Source organism: Calothrix sp. FACHB-168 (assembly GCF_963889195.1).
Lineage (GTDB): Bacteria > Cyanobacteriota > Cyanobacteriia > Cyanobacteriales > Nostocaceae > Aulosira > Aulosira anomala_A.
The window spans coordinates 16,424-33,613 of record NZ_CAWPNJ010000069.1; the positions used below are offsets into that span (position 1 = coordinate 16,424).

General features: G+C 39.9%; 14 protein-coding genes. 4 read left to right on the top strand and 10 right to left on the bottom strand.

What is annotated here, in order from left to right; translation table 11 throughout:
* Positions 1–9: 9 nt before the first annotated feature.
* On the top strand, positions 10–474 hold the full coding sequence (locus AACW45_RS32680; RefSeq protein ID WP_190637259.1) for a hypothetical protein: 465 nt from the start codon (positions 10–12) through the stop codon (positions 472–474).
* Between the two features lie 192 nt (positions 475–666).
* Here the strand turns inward: AACW45_RS32680 and AACW45_RS32685 are convergent, their stop codons facing one another.
* The 5 genes from AACW45_RS32685 to AACW45_RS32705 all read right to left on the bottom strand — a co-directional run bounded on the left by AACW45_RS32685 (position 667) and on the right by AACW45_RS32705 (position 8,525).
* Positions 667–1,812 carry an ABC transporter permease gene (locus tag AACW45_RS32685; protein ID WP_190637261.1) on the bottom strand — a complete coding sequence of 382 codons (1,146 nt, stop codon included), beginning with the start codon at positions 1,810–1,812 and terminating at the stop codon, positions 667–669.
* A gap of 117 nt (positions 1,813–1,929) precedes the next feature.
* A complete protein-coding gene (locus tag AACW45_RS32690; protein WP_190637263.1) occupies positions 1,930–3,891 on the bottom strand; it encodes an ATP-binding cassette domain-containing protein in 1,962 nt (653 codons plus the stop codon).
* Between the two features lie 399 nt (positions 3,892–4,290).
* A complete protein-coding gene (locus tag AACW45_RS32695; protein WP_190637265.1) occupies positions 4,291–5,550 on the bottom strand; it encodes an HlyD family secretion protein in 1,260 nt (419 codons plus the stop codon).
* Positions 5,551–6,097: 547 nt separating this feature from the next.
* Positions 6,098–7,540, bottom strand: a complete 1,443-nt coding sequence (gene cls, locus AACW45_RS32700; RefSeq protein WP_190637267.1) for a cardiolipin synthase — start codon at positions 7,538–7,540, stop codon at positions 6,098–6,100.
* A gap of 148 nt (positions 7,541–7,688) precedes the next feature.
* Positions 7,689–8,525, bottom strand: coding sequence for an endonuclease/exonuclease/phosphatase family protein (locus AACW45_RS32705; RefSeq protein ID WP_190637269.1), 837 nt, complete (start codon positions 8,523–8,525; stop codon positions 7,689–7,691).
* 502 nt (positions 8,526–9,027) lie between these two features.
* Between AACW45_RS32705 and AACW45_RS32710 the strand changes: the two genes are divergently transcribed.
* From AACW45_RS32710 to AACW45_RS32720, 3 genes are all read left to right on the top strand, one after another.
* A complete protein-coding gene (locus AACW45_RS32710) occupies positions 9,028–10,917 on the top strand; it encodes an ATP-binding protein (protein ID WP_190637270.1) in 1,890 nt (629 codons plus the stop codon).
* Between the two features lie 430 nt (positions 10,918–11,347).
* Positions 11,348–11,746 carry a response regulator gene (locus AACW45_RS32715; protein WP_190637272.1) on the top strand — a complete coding sequence of 133 codons (399 nt, stop codon included), beginning with the start codon at positions 11,348–11,350 and terminating at the stop codon, positions 11,744–11,746.
* Positions 11,747–11,789: 43 nt separating this feature from the next.
* The gene (locus tag AACW45_RS32720) at positions 11,790–12,239 is read left to right on the top strand and encodes a response regulator (RefSeq protein WP_242045612.1); all 450 of its coding nucleotides are present in this window, start codon (positions 11,790–11,792) and stop codon (positions 12,237–12,239) included.
* A 114-nt stretch (positions 12,240–12,353) separates the two neighbouring features.
* On the opposite strand, the gene AACW45_RS32725 is transcribed toward AACW45_RS32720, so the two are convergent.
* The 5 genes from AACW45_RS32725 to AACW45_RS32745 form a co-directional block, all read right to left on the bottom strand.
* On the bottom strand, positions 12,354–13,445 hold the full coding sequence (locus tag AACW45_RS32725; RefSeq protein ID WP_190637273.1) for a glycosyltransferase family 4 protein: 1,092 nt from the start codon (positions 13,443–13,445) through the stop codon (positions 12,354–12,356).
* Positions 13,446–14,172: 727 nt separating this feature from the next.
* Complete coding sequence (locus AACW45_RS32730; protein WP_190637285.1) at positions 14,173–14,598, bottom strand: type II toxin-antitoxin system VapC family toxin; 426 nt, start codon at positions 14,596–14,598, stop codon at positions 14,173–14,175.
* A 50-nt stretch (positions 14,599–14,648) separates the two neighbouring features.
* A complete protein-coding gene (locus AACW45_RS32735; protein ID WP_096642515.1) occupies positions 14,649–14,852 on the bottom strand; it encodes an antitoxin AF2212-like protein in 204 nt (67 codons plus the stop codon).
* A gap of 66 nt (positions 14,853–14,918) precedes the next feature.
* Positions 14,919–15,569, bottom strand: a complete 651-nt coding sequence (locus AACW45_RS32740; RefSeq protein WP_190637275.1) for a transaldolase family protein — start codon at positions 15,567–15,569, stop codon at positions 14,919–14,921.
* Positions 15,570–16,216: 647 nt separating this feature from the next.
* The gene (locus AACW45_RS32745; protein WP_190637277.1) at positions 16,217–16,711 is read right to left on the bottom strand and encodes a hypothetical protein; all 495 of its coding nucleotides are present in this window, start codon (positions 16,709–16,711) and stop codon (positions 16,217–16,219) included.
* Positions 16,712–17,190: the final 479 nt, after the last annotated feature.

The window sequence follows — 17,190 nt, forward strand, 5'->3', positions numbered from 1 at the left end:
TGCGATCGGATGAATAAACCATTGGATGCGGCGCTTTCGCTTGAAATTTCTCAACGCATCAAAAGCAAAGCCAAAAAAACCTTTGATAATGCTTACAAAGCAGCACTGGCGACTGAGAAAGCAAAGTACGTCCAGGGGTTTGTCGTGTTTTCCGGTCAGCCATACCGACCTGTTGAACATGCTTGGATTGAATTAGACGAGTCAATTGTCGATCCTAACCTCCCGCATCTGCAAAAAAAACCAGAGAACCTTTACTACTTCCCCGCAGAAAGCTTTTCTATCAAAAAACTCAAAGCCATTATCGAGGAATCTGAAGAAGATTATCCCGAAGATGACCCCCTACCCATTTATGGCGATCCACCTTATGAATATTATGGTGATGTCATGTTGGGTGGGAAAAATTATTTAGATGCATATCAAGCTGCTGAGGCTAAAAGCAAAGAAATTAATCAACCCAAATTGGATAGTAATTAATAATTCTAGTAGGGTGTGTTACGCCGTAGGCTAACGCACCTTTAATTATTCAGGTTAATTGAGTAAAATTGAAGCCAACGCTATATTCGTAATGACATTGTTGAATTCTGTTTTAATCATTAATATTGTGTCGGTGCGTTGCGCTACGCGACAACACACCCTACGTTTAATGGTATTTGTATTGCAAATATTTTAATTAGATAACTGCATTCGCTTTAAGATTCGTCGGGCGACATTAAATAGTAAAAAGCCCAAGATAATTAGCATGAGGATGGCGAACCAAACACCAGCCCAACCAGTACCGCGCACGTAAGCATCGCGAGTAATTTCAATATAATAACGGGCGGGAATAATGGCAGAAAATAAGGATAGAGGAAAAGGAATATTACTGATAGGATAAATAAATCCCGATAGTAGTAAAGCTGTTAAGAAGCCGACTAAGGCGACAGCTTGCACAGCAGAATTTTGATTATTGACGCGCACGCCAATTAATAAACCAAACATCACACTATCAATTAAAAAGATGAGTGTGCCGATGATTAATGGTGTTGGTTCTACTGCAAAGCTTAATTGCCAAATAATGGCACTCATTACCATAATTAATATAGCTTCGCTAATGCCAATTAAAAGATAAGCCAAGCCTTTACCTAATAGGAGTTCTTCAGCAGTAAGATTAGAGGCGTAAACTTGTAAAATTGTCCCTTTCTCTTTTTCTCGCACCATTGCAACTGCTGTTAATAATGAGGGATAAATCCAAAGAATTACTGCATAAATTCCAGGGACTATATATAAAGATTCTTTTCTACCAGGGTTAAACCAGAGGCGGATATGGGCAACGATTTTATCAAATGAGGATTGTAGTCCAGAATCTCTTAAAAAGAATCTAGTAGTTGCTTGAATACTATTTTTAATAATTCTGGCATTATTCACATCTGTTCCATCAACTAAGACTTGAATATTTATAGGTAAATCGGATTTAATTTGTCGGCTAAAATCAGGGGGAATAATGACAGCAGCTTTGGCAAGTCCTTTATCAATCGCCTCTTGAGGATTGGAGATTTCAACTTGAGATTTATTGAGGGAATTAAACAGGGGAAATTTAAAGTTATGAATTGGTTCAAATTGATTCGTAGCAAATAAGCGCTCAATATAAGAGCGACTGAGGGGACTGTTATCAAAATCTTGAATAAATATCGGAATATTTTTTGATTCTAGGCGAATCACAAATCCAAAAATAATTAAAGTCATTAAAGGTAAGAGAAAAGCCAGCGCTAACGAAAGGCGATCGCGTCTAAATTGGGCTAACTCTTTACGACATTGGGATAATATTCTGGGCATGGGGCATGGGGCATTGGGCATTGGGCAATTCAATTTTGGATTTTGGATTTGCGATAGCGCAGCGTTAGCGAGTCCGCGAGCGTCTTTTGGATTGGGTTTGAATCTAAAATCTAAAATCTAAAATCTAAAATCTAAAATTCTTTGTCCCCCTTCCTCTGTGCGTTGGACTATGCCGATGAAAGCATCTTCGAGGGAAAAGGGGATTGGGCGGAGGGATTGTATATTTATGCGATCTGTTTGCAAAATTGAGCGAATTCGGGGGATATCTGCGTCGGGATAGTCGAGGACTAGGTGGAGGCGATCGCCAAAAATTGACACTCGCCAAGCTGCTAAATGTGTTTTAAGTAAATTAGAGGCATCTTGGGTTCTATCTGTGACTATTTCTATTAACTGTCCGGGTTGGGCGGCTTTAATTTCGCTGGGGGAACCTTGTACTACCATTTCCCCGGCTACCATAAAGCCCATGCGGTTACATTGTTCGGCTTCTTCTAAATAATGGGTGGTGACTAATACTGCTGTTCCATCTCGCGCAAACTCGTTAATTAACCGCCAAAATTGACGCCGCGCTAGGGGATCTACTCCTGATGTCGGTTCATCGAGAAATAATATCTCTGGTTCGTGCATCACGGAAGCGCCAAAGGCTACTCGCTGTTTCCATCCTCCTGGTAGTTGTCCGGTAAGCATATTTTCTCTACCAACTAAGCCACAAGTTCTCAATACCCAGTCGATTTTACTGCGGCGTAATTGTCTGGCTACTCCATAAACACCACAATAAAATTCTAAGTTTTGAATAATAGTTAAATCATCGTAGAGTGTGAACTTTTGACTCATGTAACCAATGCGTTTTCTTAAAGCACTGCTGCGTAAATTCTGCGTTTCTCCAGCTAAAGATATCTTGCCTGATGTCGGTTCTAGCAAGCCGCAGAGCATTTTAATAATTGTCGTCTTACCTGCGCCATTGGCTCCTAATAATCCATAAATTTCCCCGTAGTTAATTGATAAATCTACACCTTTAACCGCTTGAAAATCACCAAATACTTTACTTAATTTGTTAGCACCAATCGCCACAGATAAATGATGAGAATTATTAACTATTTTTTCATCTCTAGCCCCTGATTTTGTCCGAGGAAAAGCAATAAATTCCGGGTCATTTCCCGATGCGCGGAGACGGGAGACAAATACATTTTCTAGAGTTGCATCTGCTGCTTGAATGTTATTTAGTTGTAGTTGCTGTTGGGCAAAAATTTTCTCAACTGAGGCGGTAGCCTTGACGACATCGCGAACTAATACATCTAATCTATCGCCAAAGGTTTGCACATCAACAATGGATGTTTGCAGATTATTACTAGCATCGTGCAAAACTCGCTCGGCGGCGGCAATATTATTGGTGCGAACTTCTAAACGCTGTAAACCCAAGCTTTCGCGTAACTGGGACAGAGTACCAATTTGCTGGATTTCGCCGGCGTACATTAAAGCAATGCGATCGCATCTTTCGGCTTCATCTAAATATGGTGTAGCAACAACTACCGTCACCCCCTCAGCAGCGATCGCCGCTAATACATCCCAAAATTCCCGTCGCGATACGGGATCTACACCTGTTGTCGGTTCATCTAATAACAAAATTTGCGGCTGAGAAATCAACGCACAGCATAAAGCCAGCTTTTGTTTCATCCCACCAGACAGACGACCCGCCAAGCGATCGCCAAATTTCTCTAAACTCATTAAGCGCAAGTATTTATTGCGACGCTGAACAAAAATATCATCAGAAACTTCACGCAAGCCCGCACTATAGCGGAGATTTTCGTCAATACTAAGGTCAAGATACAGAGAAAATTGCTGAGTCAGGTAGCCAATAGCTAAACGCGCATCGCGAGGAAGTTTACCTAATATCTGGATATTCCCGGCTGATGCTTCCATCACCCCACTTAAAATATGAAATGTCGTAGTTTTCCCCGCACCATCAGGGCCGATTAAGCCAAAAATTTCTCCTTGGTTGACGGTAAAATCAATTCCCTTGACGGCGACTAATTTACCGTAACGTTTATTTAAACCCTCCACCCGAATTACAATGTTTGTCATTTGTCAATGGTCAATAGTCAATGGTCAATGGTCAATAGTCAATAGTCATTGGTCATTTATCATGGGTAGGGGCGGGGTTTCCCCGCCCTTTGCTTGAAGTTTGATGTTCCAAAGAGGAATTTTCATGTAAAAAGGTGCAAGTTTCGAGTTCAAAGGCGCAACTTCCAAGCAAAAAGGCGCAAGTTTCGAGCAAAAAGGTGCAACTTCCGAGTTCAAAACCTCAACTTTCAAGCAAAAAGCCTCAACTTCCGAGTAAAAAACCTCAACTTTTGAGTTCAAAACCTCAACTCCCAAGCAAAAAGCCTCACCTTCCGAGTAAAAAACCTCAACTTCCAAGCTAATTTCACCAAACAGCGCCTCCCCCTTGTCTCCCTTGTCCTCCTTGTCTCCCTCATTCCCCTAATTTGCTGTAAGATCAATCTCAGCATCCGCCGGCATTCCGGGTTTAGCGAATCCAGCCGGGTTATCAATGGTAATTTTGACACCAAAAACTTGTTTAACTCGGTCTTGTTGGAAGTAAATATTCTCCGGGGTGAAAGATGCTTGGGTATCAATCGCTGCAATTTTAGCAGCTAGGGGTTGTTTGATTGCTGAATCTAAAAATATCTTCGCTGGTTGACCAACACGGACTTTACCAATAATACCTTGAGGGATAAAAGCACGCAGATAAACTGTATTGGGATCGATTAAGGTAAGTAAAGTTTTACCAGTTGTGACAACTACTCCAGGTTCTACATTGCGACTGACAACTACGCCGTTAATTGGACTAGTGACTGTGAGATTAGCAATTTTCGCTTTGATTTCTTCTACAGCCGCTTTAGCATTAAGTACATCAGCTTGGGCTGTAGAGAGTTTTAGCTGAGTTTGGGCTAATTGCGTCTTTGAAGCATTTAATTGAACGTTGCGAATGGAGGAATTGTACCCCACACTTTGAGCTTGGGTTAATTGTCCTTGGGCAGAATTGACTAATTTTTGATAAGAAGTTACGGCTGCTTGGCGAGATTTGAGATTAGCTAATGCACTTTCTAAGTTTGCTTGGGCTTGATCGAATAGTTGTCTGGTAATAGCGCCCTGTTTAACTAATTTGATGTAGCGATCGCGGTTCATTTGCGCTAATTTTAACTCAGATTTGGCTTGTTCTACATTGGCGATCGCTTGACTGAGTTGGGCTTGGCTAGAAGCTACTGATGATTCCGCCTGTAAAATTCGTCCTTTAGCATCTTCTACAGCTTGTTTTAAGCTGATTTGATTTTCTTCGATTTGGCTGTGGAGAAAACTGACTTGTAATCTTGCTTGTTCTTCTTGTTTTTGCATCGCATCTACACGCGCAGATGCACCTTTGAGTTGTGCTTGAATCTCTGCATCATCTAACTGAACAATTACCTGTTTTTCTCGCACCGTATCCCCTTCGCGCACAGCTACCGAGGTGATGCGCCCTGCAACTTTAGCGCCAATATCAGTTTGATAGCCTTCAATTCGTCCAGTAACTCGGATTGTATTAGCTGCAGAACGAGATGTGATTACATAAGATGTGAAAACACCAATACCTGTGAGTAATAAACCTAATGGGATTAATAAACGCGGTGAGAGTTTGCGCTTACCTTTAGATGTAGCGCTGGTATCAAAAGGTTCTTGGGCGGGCGTGAGTGGCGGAGCCATATTTTTTTGAGTTTAAAACTAAACTTCAACGGGAACTTACTGTAATGCTGGCTCAAGATTTACAACTTGAGTACATACGTTATAGTATGTCCGAGATGTTTTGCACAACTCAGATATTTCACAGAGATTAGTAAATAGGGCTAGGGAGTGTTTTCAAACTCCAAACGCCTTCAGTGTAGTGGCGTGGCAAGCTTAAAATGTTGCAATATAATTTTCTTGTGGGGTGGACATCTTGTCATTGGTGTCAACTTAAGCTAAAAGCTATATAGGGCGGGCGTTATACAAAAACTTTCGCCCTCATCCCCTAACCCCTTCTCCCCCAGGAGAAGGGGAATTAAACCTCTTGCTCCCCTCTCCCGGTGGGAGAGGGGTTGGGGGTGAGGGCAAAAATCTTGCTACAAAGCGGGTTTCGCGTTAAGTTGACACCAATGGTCGGTGCAGTGCCCCTACGACAGATGTGGTTTAAATAGGTGAAAACTGCTGTAACGATGTATCGCCTTACATTAACAATGTATGCACTGGCTGATGTTTTGTTTGTTGGGTAACTTTACAGCAATGGCATCAACAACCTAGAAATTCTCACTGCTAACTTAAACCACAAAGGTTTTTTTTGATATTCAACATAATTAACTTTCACAGAAACCGCTAAATCATCCTTTAACATTTTCTCAACACTGGCTACAAATGAAGATGCAGCGACAAAACCCATAACTTCAAAGTTGAGGAAAAATGAGCGATTATCTAAATTAACTGTGCCGACTCCTGCCATATCGTTATCAATGAGGATAATTTTTTGATGCATAAATCCATTTTTGTAACGATATAATTTGATGCCAATATCGTTCATTTCGCTGTAGTAGGAAAAAGAACAAAGATAAACAAATAAATGATCGGGGCGATTGGGTAAGATAATCCGCACATCTACACCCCGCATTGCAGCTAGTTTCAAGGCTGTTAAGGTGGCGTCATCGGGGACAAAGTAAGGGGTAGCAATCCATAACCGGGTTTGCGCTTCGTTGATTGCATTAACAAAAAATAGGTTACATGCTTTGAGCCGATCTGCGGGGCCTGTAGGTAAAACAAATGCGGTTTGGTTGGCTTCTTGATTAGGTTTAATTTCCCAATTGACATCAATCAATTTTCGCGTCGCCCAATACCAATCTTGCATAAAGGAAGCTTGCAAACTTTGGACTGTCGGCCCTTGTAGTTTCATGTGGGTATCACGCCAAGGACTGAGACGGGGATTTTTGCCTAAATATTCATCACCGATGTTTAAACCGCCGACAAATCCGACTGTACCATCTACGACGAGAATTTTGCGATGATTGCGAAAGTTAAGTTGAAAGCGGTTACCTTTACCTTTAGTTGTGTGAAATGCGCTAACTTCAATACCATGTTTGCGTAGAGATTGAAGATAACTACGAGATAGTTTGTTAGAACCAATTTCATCGTAGAGAAAGTAAATATTGACTCCTTGCTTGGCTTTTTCTATCAATGCTTGTTTGAATTCTTCCCCAGCTTGGTCATCGTTGACGATGTATGATTGCAGCAAAATGTAATTTGTGGCGGAGGCGATCGCGCTTAACATTGCTTCATAGGTTTTTTGTCCATTAATTAGCAATTCGGCTGCATTACCGGATGTGAAGGGTATACCGGTAAACTTTTTTGCTAATGGTTGCAACTGGGCTAAATTATCTGGTAGCGCTACTTGAAATTGGGCAATCTCATTGTAAGTTTGACGGACTAGCTGATAGTGTTCGGCATAAACTAAGCGCAAGGCTTCAGCATATCCATGAAATTTAGTTCTGCCTAATACCCAATATAAGGGAATAGTTAACCAGGGAAAAGTTACTAAAGAAATTCCCCAAGCGATCGCGCCTTGTGAAGAACGCACTGTCATCACTGCATGGGCTGCATGGGCGATTCCTAAAGCATGAACAATAACTGTAGCCGCACTATAAATAGTTATGGCACTACTATCTATTAACATTTGTAATTTTATCTAATTTTTTTAGGTCTATTTTTTAGTTGTATTTAAGGCTTAAGCGGCTGATATTTTATTTAGTAAATTTCCTGTTAATTAACTATTAAACACCAAATATTATCAGCAAATGTCGCACCTAAATATAATAAATTTATTAAGTATTTATATAAGAAAATTCTGCCAACAATGGCTTGTGATCTGATGAAGTAATATGTTCTAATACCCTAGCATTGGTTTTATGTTCTTTAAGTCCGCGATAAAATATATAGTCTAATGGCGGTGATAAAAGAAAGCGTTTAATTTTTTTACTGTGGTGTGGTGTAAAAGACACTGGCATTAATCCTAATCGGGTAGCTACTTTATAAAGAAGTAAGGCTCTTTGGCGATTCCAAGTATTGAAATCTCCTGAGAAGATAATCGGCCCTTGATGGGTAGATAGTGCTAGCTCTAATTCATGCAATTGGGTTTTAAATTTATGAATATTGACGAAATTTATCAAATGACTATTAACAGTTAAGAGACTATTTGGATTGTGAGATAAGGGGTATTCAGCCATGAGCGAGACTTTAGGAGTTTTAATAATTGGTTCATAATGTTTAGTAATGATGGCTCTTTTATGCAGTGGGCTAATTTTAGCTGCGGTTAAAATGCCCGAATAACTTTGATGATGGGCATCAATAAAGTTAGGCGCAAAGCTCCAACTCATATTTACCAATTCCACAATATTCTTGGCATCTATATCAAGACGGAATTCTTGAAGAAAAATTAAGTCTGGTTGATATTGCTCAAGGATGATTAAAAAATCCCGCACCCAATTTTCGTTATAACTTTTCTTGGCGATATTCCAGTTGAGAACTTTGATTGATGCAGGGTTGAGTGCTGTTTGCAGTATATGGCTGCGATCGATTGTGGATTCTTGGGTGCGCAAAAATCGATAGGATGGAACGAATTTTCTCGCCAGAAAATCTACTTTCTGTTTGATATCAACCATTTTTTACGGCAATAGGTCTGTGTAATTAAAGATAACGCGCGATGGCTGTCATTTGTCATTCGTCATTTGTCATTTGTCATTTGTCATTTGTCATTTGCGATCGCTTCTAAGAAAAGTAAAATATTTGCATATAGCAATCCGTTTAGGAGTTACAAACACCTATCTTCCTTGTCCCCCTTGTCCTCCTTGTCTTTTTTGTTCCTATATTAAATAGGATTGCTATAGTTTCCCTATTGATGTCAGTCAACCAAAAATGTAGCTGAATATTAACGGCTGAAACTTGTGTCACGCCACGATTCAAGATGCCTAGCGAGGAGATTTACTGATTTTGGTCGTGACAGCCTATACTAATGCAGAGTCTCTTCAGCAAGCTTTTGCGGCTGGAGTAATGATTTGATAGCAAGCCGGTACAGGGGCCGGAACTTATAACCTGATGACAAAATTATATTCAACAAGTGCGATCGCGGTTACAAGCAGGTAGAGCCAGCAGAGGTCAGGAAAAATGAAAAATTATCGGCAATTGTTACCCTACGGGATTGCGATTGGCGCAACTGCGATCGCTCTGTTGCTATCACTGGGGCTAGAAATGCTCCTTGCTCATACTGTTGGTGCTGTTTTCTATATAAGTATTATTATCAGTAGTTGGTATGGTGGCTGGCGTTCGGGGATAGTTACAGTCATCTTTTCTGGCCTAGCAAGTAATCATTTTTTAATTTCTCCTATTCATGGATTGCAAATAGCTCAAACAGGGGATGTATTAGAGTTAGAAATTTTTCTCGTAGTGGGTTTAACTATTAACCTGCTAACTAACTATTTTCGCCAAAGTACACAAAAAATTAAACAACAACTCCAAGAAACAAGCGATCGCTTATCAAAAACAATTATCCAGCAGCAACAAGCTCAACAAATGCTGGAACTGCAAGCTGTTATTACCCGTAATATGGCGGAAGGAGTCTGTTTAGTTAGTGCTAGTGATGGCTTAATTGTTTATGCCAATCCTAAATTTGAGCAGATGTTTGGTTATGACTATGGCGAACTGAATGATCAACATGTTTCTATCATTAATTATGCTAACAACCCAGAAATGGCAGAACAAGTTAATCAAGCAATTTGTTCTGCTGTATTACAACAGGGTGAAGCCACCTATGAAGTCCACAATGTCAAAAAAGATGGGACGCCATTTTGGTGTAGTGCGACAACTTCTGTATTTCAGCATCCTGAATATGGCCATGTTTTAGTAGCTGTTCAGCAAGATATTACCGCTCGCAAACATATTGAGGATGCTTTGCGCGAAAGTGAAGAAAAGTTTCGCCAGTTAGCAGACAATATCCAAGCAGTATTTTGGATGACAGATATTGACTATAAACAACTGCTCTATGTAAGTAAAGCCTATGAAAGCATTTGGCAACGCAGTTGTGCAGAACTTTATCAAGATGTTTACGCTTGGTTAGACGCAGTGCATCCGGAGGATCGCGATCGCGTGCAACTGGAAATGGTAGAACAGCTGAAAGCCGGGAATTTTGAGAAAAAATATCGCATTATCCGCCCTGATGGTTCGATTCGTTGGATTCGCGATCGCTCATTTGCGATCAAAAATGAACTTGGGGAAATTATTCGCCTTGCTGGGCTAGCAGAAGATATTACCGAAGAGGAAAAAATTGAGCAAATGAAGAGTGAGTTTATCGGCATTGTCAGTCACGAACTGCGTACACCTTTAACCTCAATTCGCGCCTCGATGGGCTTATTGCAAAGTGGGATCTACGATCAAAAACCGGAAAAATTCCAGCGAATGATTGATATTGCAGCCAGCGAAAGCGATCGCTTGGTGCGTTTAGTGAATGATATTTTAGATTTAGAACGCTTAGATTCAGGCAGAGTTGTTTTAAAACGAAGCATCTGCACCGCCGCCGATTTAATTGAACAAGCAGTAGCCGGAGTGCAAGCGATAGCTAAACAGCAAAATATTGCTTTTAATATTCATTCTACAGATACTAAAGTTTGGGCTGCCGCCGATGCTTTAATTCAAACCCTCACAAATCTTTTAAGTAACGCCTTAAAATTCTCTCCTGCTGATTCCACTATTACTATCAAGGTGGAACAGCAAACGAATAGGGTATTATTTAGTATTAGCGATCGCGGTAGAGGTATTCCCGCAGACAAATTAGAAACCATCTTTCAACGATTTCAGCAAGTAGATGTCTCCGACTCTCGCCTCAAAGGCGGTACAGGCTTAGGATTAGCCATCTGTCGTACCATCATCGATCAACATGGTGGCAAAATCTGGGCTGAGAGTACCCTTGGTGTCGGCAGCACATTTTTCTTCACACTGCCAATAGTTGAAGTAGAGGAAGCAGGAGACAAGGCAGACAAGAGAGACAAGGGGGACAAATGACAATTGTAGAGACGCGATTAATCGCGTCTACTGACTAATCAAGTATTTCTCACTAGAGTTATTGTTAAATTTTGTAATAAAATTGCGGTTTTTATCAGTTCTTTATTTTTGTCATTTACCTTGCTGGTGTAATAAAAATCCCTGATAACACCAGCAGGATATATGAAAAATTTTCAAATTCACCCATTTTCAACATTTCTTAAGGCTGCTTTATCTTCACTCCAACTTTTACTGACCGTAAAATTACGTATAAATACTTTATACTTGTGATATTTTACAACCCTATTGATGCGTAAATCAAAACGCAGCTGAGAAATATTTGTCACAAATTAAATTTTTGTGAATGCATTCTGGCTAATTAAATTAATCAATCGTTATCAATGTTTATTACTAGAGTATTTTTCAATGCGGACATTAGAGGTAGTTAATAATGTCCAATAAAACTATCTTACTCATTGACGATGAACTCAATGTGCGAGAGCTTGTGGAACTATGTCTCACAGATTTAGGTGGATGGAATGTAGTAATTGCTAATTCTTTGGTTGAAGGATTCCAACAAGCTTTGTTTAACCATCCTGATGCGATTGTGATGGACTTATCAATGCACTGTATGGATTATTTTAAATTTATGAATCAACTCAGAAATCATCCAGAAACCCAAGCAATTCCTGTAGTGCTGTTGAGCGCTGCAGCGCGATGGTTAGAGCCAGAATTTCTGCAAAAATATGCAATTTCAGGTGTAATTCTCAAACCTTTTAATCCACTAACGCTGTCCGATCGGATTTCTCAAATTTTGGGGTGGGATTCTCTACCAATTTTTCAATTATAGACTTTCTCTGTCAATATAAATTTGCCAAATCAGGAGTATAAATATGATGAACTTACTCTTAAATACAGAAATTAATAATCAAGTTAAAATTATGATAGTTGAAGATGATTATAGCCTCGCTCTCAACATGCAGGATATTTTAGAATGTTGGGGTTATACAGTCATAGATATTGCTAATTCAGGAGAATTAGCGATTAAAAAAGCATATCAATTACAACCAAATTTAATTCTGATGAATATTCGACTTTATGGTGAAATTGACGGTATTCAAGCAGCAGAAGAAATTTGGCACAATTTGCAGATTCCGATTATTTATATTACAGGATTCGCTGACCAAAATACTAAAAACCGCGCACAACGTACTTATTCTTTTACCTATTTAATTAAACCAATCACCAAAAATGAACTTTACACTGCTATTGATAAAGCACTTAATCATTCTGATGTAATGCTATTTCGTAATGAGCCAATTTCAGCCACATTTCCCATCTAAATCGGTCGCCAAAGTAAAAGGCTCCCAGATTTAGGGAGCATCAGTAAATTATTTACAAATTGAAGACCTAAAACCTCTTTGTCTATCCCATTAAGTGAAAATCCAAATTAGTAATTATTTGGTCAAAGATGTTAGAGATTCCAAAGAATTTCTGATTGCAGAGTTGAACCAATGACGCCAGTTGCGATCGCCAACCAGTTTCTCGTAGACTGCTTCATAGCCGTTAACCATTTGGGTAACGCTAAATCTATTTTCTACGTGTTCGCGGCATTTTTGGCGATTGAGTTTTAAGGCTTTGGGAATCATCGCCGCCATTTCATCGTAACTTTGGCAAACATAACCTGTCTCGCCATTCGCAATTACTTCTGAAACAGAACCCATATTCATGGCGATGACTGGTGTACCTGTCGCCATAGATTCAGCCATTACCAATCCAAAAGGTTCGCACCAGGTAATGGGGAACAGAGTAATTGCTGCGTTACCTAAAAGTTCGGCTTTTTGATCGTGGTTCACTTCACCGAGAAACTCGATTTGCTTACCGTCGATATGAGGAGCAACTTCTTTTTCAAAGAACTCCTTATCTACCACATCAACTTTACCAGCCATCTTCAAGCGCCAACCGGTTTTTTTAGCAATAGCTATAGCGTGTTGCGGCCCTTTTTCAGGGGAGAAGCGTCCTAAAAATGCCAAATATGGCGGATCTTGCGGTTCTGCAAAGAAGGGGAACTTCTCAACGCTGATGCCATTATAGACTGTAGCCGCATAATTAATGTTTAACAGACGTTGGGCATCACTAATGCTAATGTATGGTTGCGTGCTGTACTGGCGAAAAACTTTGTTGTTATCGCGAGTAAAGATACCATGTAAGGTATGCACTGTTGGTGTTGAGACCACACTAGCTAAAGGCAAAGACCAAACCCCTACGTGGGAATGAATAATATCGAATTCGTTAGCGCGTTGATAAACATTACCAACATGCATGATCTCGTACATCATCGGTTCTTGGATATCGTTAGCCAAGCGTAATGCACGCGGACTCCCAGCTTCTAAACGAGCTAGAGTTTGGGAATCACCCGAAGCGAATAGCGTGACTTCGTGACCTCTACGTACCAGTTCATCGGTCAAACGACTCACAACTAACTCAGTTCCTCCATAGGTAACAGGCGGAACTTGTTCCCACAGGGGTGCGATTTGTGCGATTTTCATAATGTGTAGGGTTCAGCGGTCAAAAGTCCTTGTCACGTGGACTCCACTTTGTAGATATGGGAAAACCAATTTTTCCTCGATATCTGCAATGACTGTCACCCGCCTTGCCGCAGACTTGCGCAATTTAGGTGAACCGAACCGAAAACTCATCTCCAGTGAGCGTTTAAGTGGATTGAATGTTTTTAATCTGGCAGACTCAAGAATCGAATTTCATCTATCTAAAGATAGTTTTTTAAATTAATCAAAAGTGCTAAAGAAACAAAATTCACCAAAATATTTGAGGCTTTGGATGAGAATTAAATGCCCAAACTTCCAACTATAGCTAGGTTCTAGACTTTGCCTTTGTTTTTCTCACATCAAGTAAATGAACCTAGTCGGCTAAGAATCTGGCTATATAGCCTAACCTTTGCTCTTAAACTAGTATAATCACTTATGATATTAAGTGAGGATAAATACAGGTTAATTGTCAGCAAAATAAGTCATACATTATATTTATGCTTGAGCGACAATATATAAAGTAAATCTTCAGGATTGTTTTGCCAAGAGCATTTTTGTGGGAGATAATCCTTAAAAAATATCGGTTAAATCCTCAAAAGTATGCACAAGTGATTTTGGCAATTTGTGAACTAGTAAAATTCCAAATTGGGGCTACTATATTACCATCAAAAAAACACGCGATCGCCACACACAAAAATTAACTTCAGGCTTCAATAAGTATTTTTACTATTTAGTTTTGTTCTTCTCTTAATAAGGCTCGAAATCCAGCTTGTTGAAAATGTTCGTTGGCTGTTAAAGCTTCTGTAATGCCACTATATTGCATAACTATAAAAGATACGCAATCAATAAATTTCCATTCTTTCTCAGAGCGATCGCAATATAGCTGAAAAGCTTTTTCAAACAGTTCTTGAGATAAAGGGACAATTTCTACCTTAGAGTCTGCTGCTAGGGCATTTAATAAAGTAACTGCGCCATGACGCAATGGTTGTTTAGATAAAAGATTGCCAATTTCTAACAATATAGCTTGCGTTGTGACTAAGCGCGTGCCTGCTGTTTCTAAAAGTTCAGACAATTGAACAGCACGCCGATGCAAGTTATCTTGGGGTGTAGATAAAGCGATCGCAAATGTTGTATCTAAAAAGACTTCTGACCTCATGCTGTAGATGCTAAAAGTTACTAGTATTTCTAAATTTTTGTCAATTTTCGTCAATTTTTATCAATTTTACTAGACCAATCAACTGGCCCCGAAAGATGGAGCGATCGCGCAGTCGCTAAAAACGATACACTTTCTTGCTTCTGTGCCGGTAACACTTCAATACTCAACCGCACGCGAGTATTAGCTGGTAAAGCTAGCGGTTCAGTAGGATAAAAAACTTTGCCATCAAATACGGCTGTGATTTTTTGTGACATTGCTTTAGTAGGGGCTAGGAAAAACAGACAATTGTACAGACGCGATTCATCGCGTCTCCAATAACCTTATAGATGACAAGATACCCAAAGACCGCGACCATTTTTGTTAAACTCATCAATGGTTTGCAGTGAGAGTTCGTGGGTAGTCATGGCTTGCAACATAGCTAAAGGTAAGGTGAGATGTTGTGCGCCAGCTTGGAGAGATGCTACTGCTTCTTCTGGTGATTTAATGCTAGCTGCCATAATTTCTGTATTGCTACCAGCAACTACACTAGACATTTGCTTAACTAAAGCAATGCCATCACCTAAAAGTTTAGTAGCTCGATTCACATAAGCGATCGCATATTTTGCACCCGCTTCTTTAGCCACTGCTGCTTGGGAACCACTATATATTCCTGTCACCGCGCAGGAAATTTCTCCGAATAATGCTGCAACTACTTGAAACCCTACCATAGATGCGGGAATCTTGAGTACAGTTTGCTTACCTATGATGTCAAAAGCTGCTCGCCCTTCGGCTAACATTTCATCAAAATCTGAGGACATCAGTTGATAAAATACTGGGCCTGTAGTCAATTGTGTCAATCGTTTCAGCGTAGTCTCTACAGGTAAATCGCTTTTCGCTAACAGAGTAGGGTTAGTTGTAATCCCTTTTACCCAGCCTAATTCTTTTGCAGCTTGAGCTTCAGCGACAACTGCCGAATCGAGATAAATACTCACTTGTATCTCCTGTGAAAGGTTGTGTCGCTGTCATTTTACAAGAAATTTAGCGGTTACCTCTGTCACACCACTGGCAAATGCATCGATTAGGGACTTCCAATTTTTTAAATACCCAATAAATAAATTTGTAGTGCGAGCGTCTCGCTCGCTGGTGTTCATTCATCGTGCAAGACTTCGGCGTGAGCGCTCAGTCGAACGCTGCTCGCACTACGAAATATGGGTAATTTATTTTTTGGAAGTCCCTTATTGTACAGACGCGATTCATCGCGTCTCTAACAATGCCCAATGCCCAATGCCCAATGCCCAAAAAAAAGAAGCTACATACGCAGCCCCTAGAGAAAATCAATGAGAAATGATTGTTGATTCTGCTGATATAGCTGTGAGTATGGCAACTATAGCGGCAATGAGGAGTAAACTAGCTTTAACCAAGGGATTAACAGCTACTACTTGATAACGTCCTGACCCATTATTAAGTAGTAGCCGCGTTTAGCCCTTACATCTGTAATTAAAGCTGTTTTCACCAAAGAATCATACAGACAAAAGTCATGAATCAACCATTACTAAAGTCATAAACCTGATGCTATCTGGAAGAAAGCGTTGACAGTTGACAGTTGACTGGGAAAAGAGATTGATTAGTTGAGATGATCTTAGTCCGCGATCGCCCAGCGCACATAAGGCCGAGAAGCGGTTACAGTTTTATAGGTGATTTCCTTAGCAGGTGCATTAATTTTGCGCAAATCTACTCGAAAATAGGCTTGTTTGTTCTTAAATTGCACGCTGTAGAAGTTATATTCTTGACTTTGGGTTTTACCAACGCAAGAAGCATAATCACTGCGTAATGGTGAAACAAATTCTACAGACTGCTTAGTCGATGATACTAACTTGGCAGAATCAGCAAATACTCTCGTATCTGCAATAACTGTATGTTCTGCACCACCTTCATAAGGTAAGATTAACCACCACAAGCCAACGGTTTTTGGACAATTACCAGCGCTACTTTGTATATTTAATGTCACATTAGGCGCTGCAAGGGGGCCAGGAGGCGATTCTTGCTGTGCTTTTGCCGTAGTTGAAATTATTCCTGCTGCTACTAAGGGCGATATAATTACCCCAAGAGTAGCTAATTTTGCTAAGTTTTTCATAAAATTAAGTTTTTTAATTTCCAGCTATCTAAATCATATTGACTGTTTCTATCAGGGCAAAGTGCCAATTTAGGTAAAATATACGATTGACATATCAGTAGCTAGTAGGGTGTGTTGTCGCGTAGCGCAACGCACCATCAATGTTTAAGATAAAACGCTGTATTTGTAGTAATTATTTTAATTAACCGCCAAGACGCCAAGAGAAGAAAGAGAAGAAAGAAAAGGAATTAATGCTTAAAGGAAATGTGTTGTACAATAGCTCATAAAATGAGATATCGCCTCAATCTCTAGAAATACAATTTGATTTTGCAAGAAATATCGCTATCTGTAAAGTAGGTAATACTCAACAAAATACTTATATGCTAGGTATTATTCACTCTAGTGCTGCATGGCGTAAATAACCATACCATTTTATAAATTCATTTTGATAATCTAGAGTAGTGCGAGCATCTTGCTCGCTGACAAACGCGAGCAAGATG

What these genes read in the sequence shown, in the direction of transcription:
- AACW45_RS32735 (WP_096642515.1), bottom strand. Translation starts at nt 14,852, where the DNA reads ATGTCACAAAAAATCACAGCCGTATTTGATGGCAAAGTTTTTTATCCT.
- AACW45_RS32720 (WP_242045612.1), top strand. Translation starts at nt 11,790, where the DNA reads ATGATGAACTTACTCTTAAATACAGAAATTAATAATCAAGTTAAAATT.
- AACW45_RS32745 (WP_190637277.1), bottom strand. Translation starts at nt 16,711, where the DNA reads ATGAAAAACTTAGCAAAATTAGCTACTCTTGGGGTAATTATATCGCCC.
- AACW45_RS32725 (WP_190637273.1), bottom strand. Translation starts at nt 13,445, where the DNA reads ATGAAAATCGCACAAATCGCACCCCTGTGGGAACAAGTTCCGCCTGTT.
- AACW45_RS32710 (WP_190637270.1), top strand. Translation starts at nt 9,028, where the DNA reads ATGAAAAATTATCGGCAATTGTTACCCTACGGGATTGCGATTGGCGCA.
- AACW45_RS32695 (WP_190637265.1), bottom strand. Translation starts at nt 5,550, where the DNA reads ATGGCTCCGCCACTCACGCCCGCCCAAGAACCTTTTGATACCAGCGCT.
- AACW45_RS32705 (WP_190637269.1), bottom strand. Translation starts at nt 8,525, where the DNA reads ATGGTTGATATCAAACAGAAAGTAGATTTTCTGGCGAGAAAATTCGTT.
- AACW45_RS32685 (WP_190637261.1), bottom strand. Translation starts at nt 1,812, where the DNA reads ATGCCCAGAATATTATCCCAATGTCGTAAAGAGTTAGCCCAATTTAGA.
- AACW45_RS32715 (WP_190637272.1), top strand. Translation starts at nt 11,348, where the DNA reads ATGTCCAATAAAACTATCTTACTCATTGACGATGAACTCAATGTGCGA.
- AACW45_RS32680 (WP_190637259.1), top strand. Translation starts at nt 10, where the DNA reads ATGAATAAACCATTGGATGCGGCGCTTTCGCTTGAAATTTCTCAACGC.
- cls (WP_190637267.1), bottom strand. Translation starts at nt 7,540, where the DNA reads ATGTTAATAGATAGTAGTGCCATAACTATTTATAGTGCGGCTACAGTT.
- AACW45_RS32730 (WP_190637285.1), bottom strand. Translation starts at nt 14,598, where the DNA reads ATGAGGTCAGAAGTCTTTTTAGATACAACATTTGCGATCGCTTTATCT.
- AACW45_RS32690 (WP_190637263.1), bottom strand. Translation starts at nt 3,891, where the DNA reads ATGACAAACATTGTAATTCGGGTGGAGGGTTTAAATAAACGTTACGGT.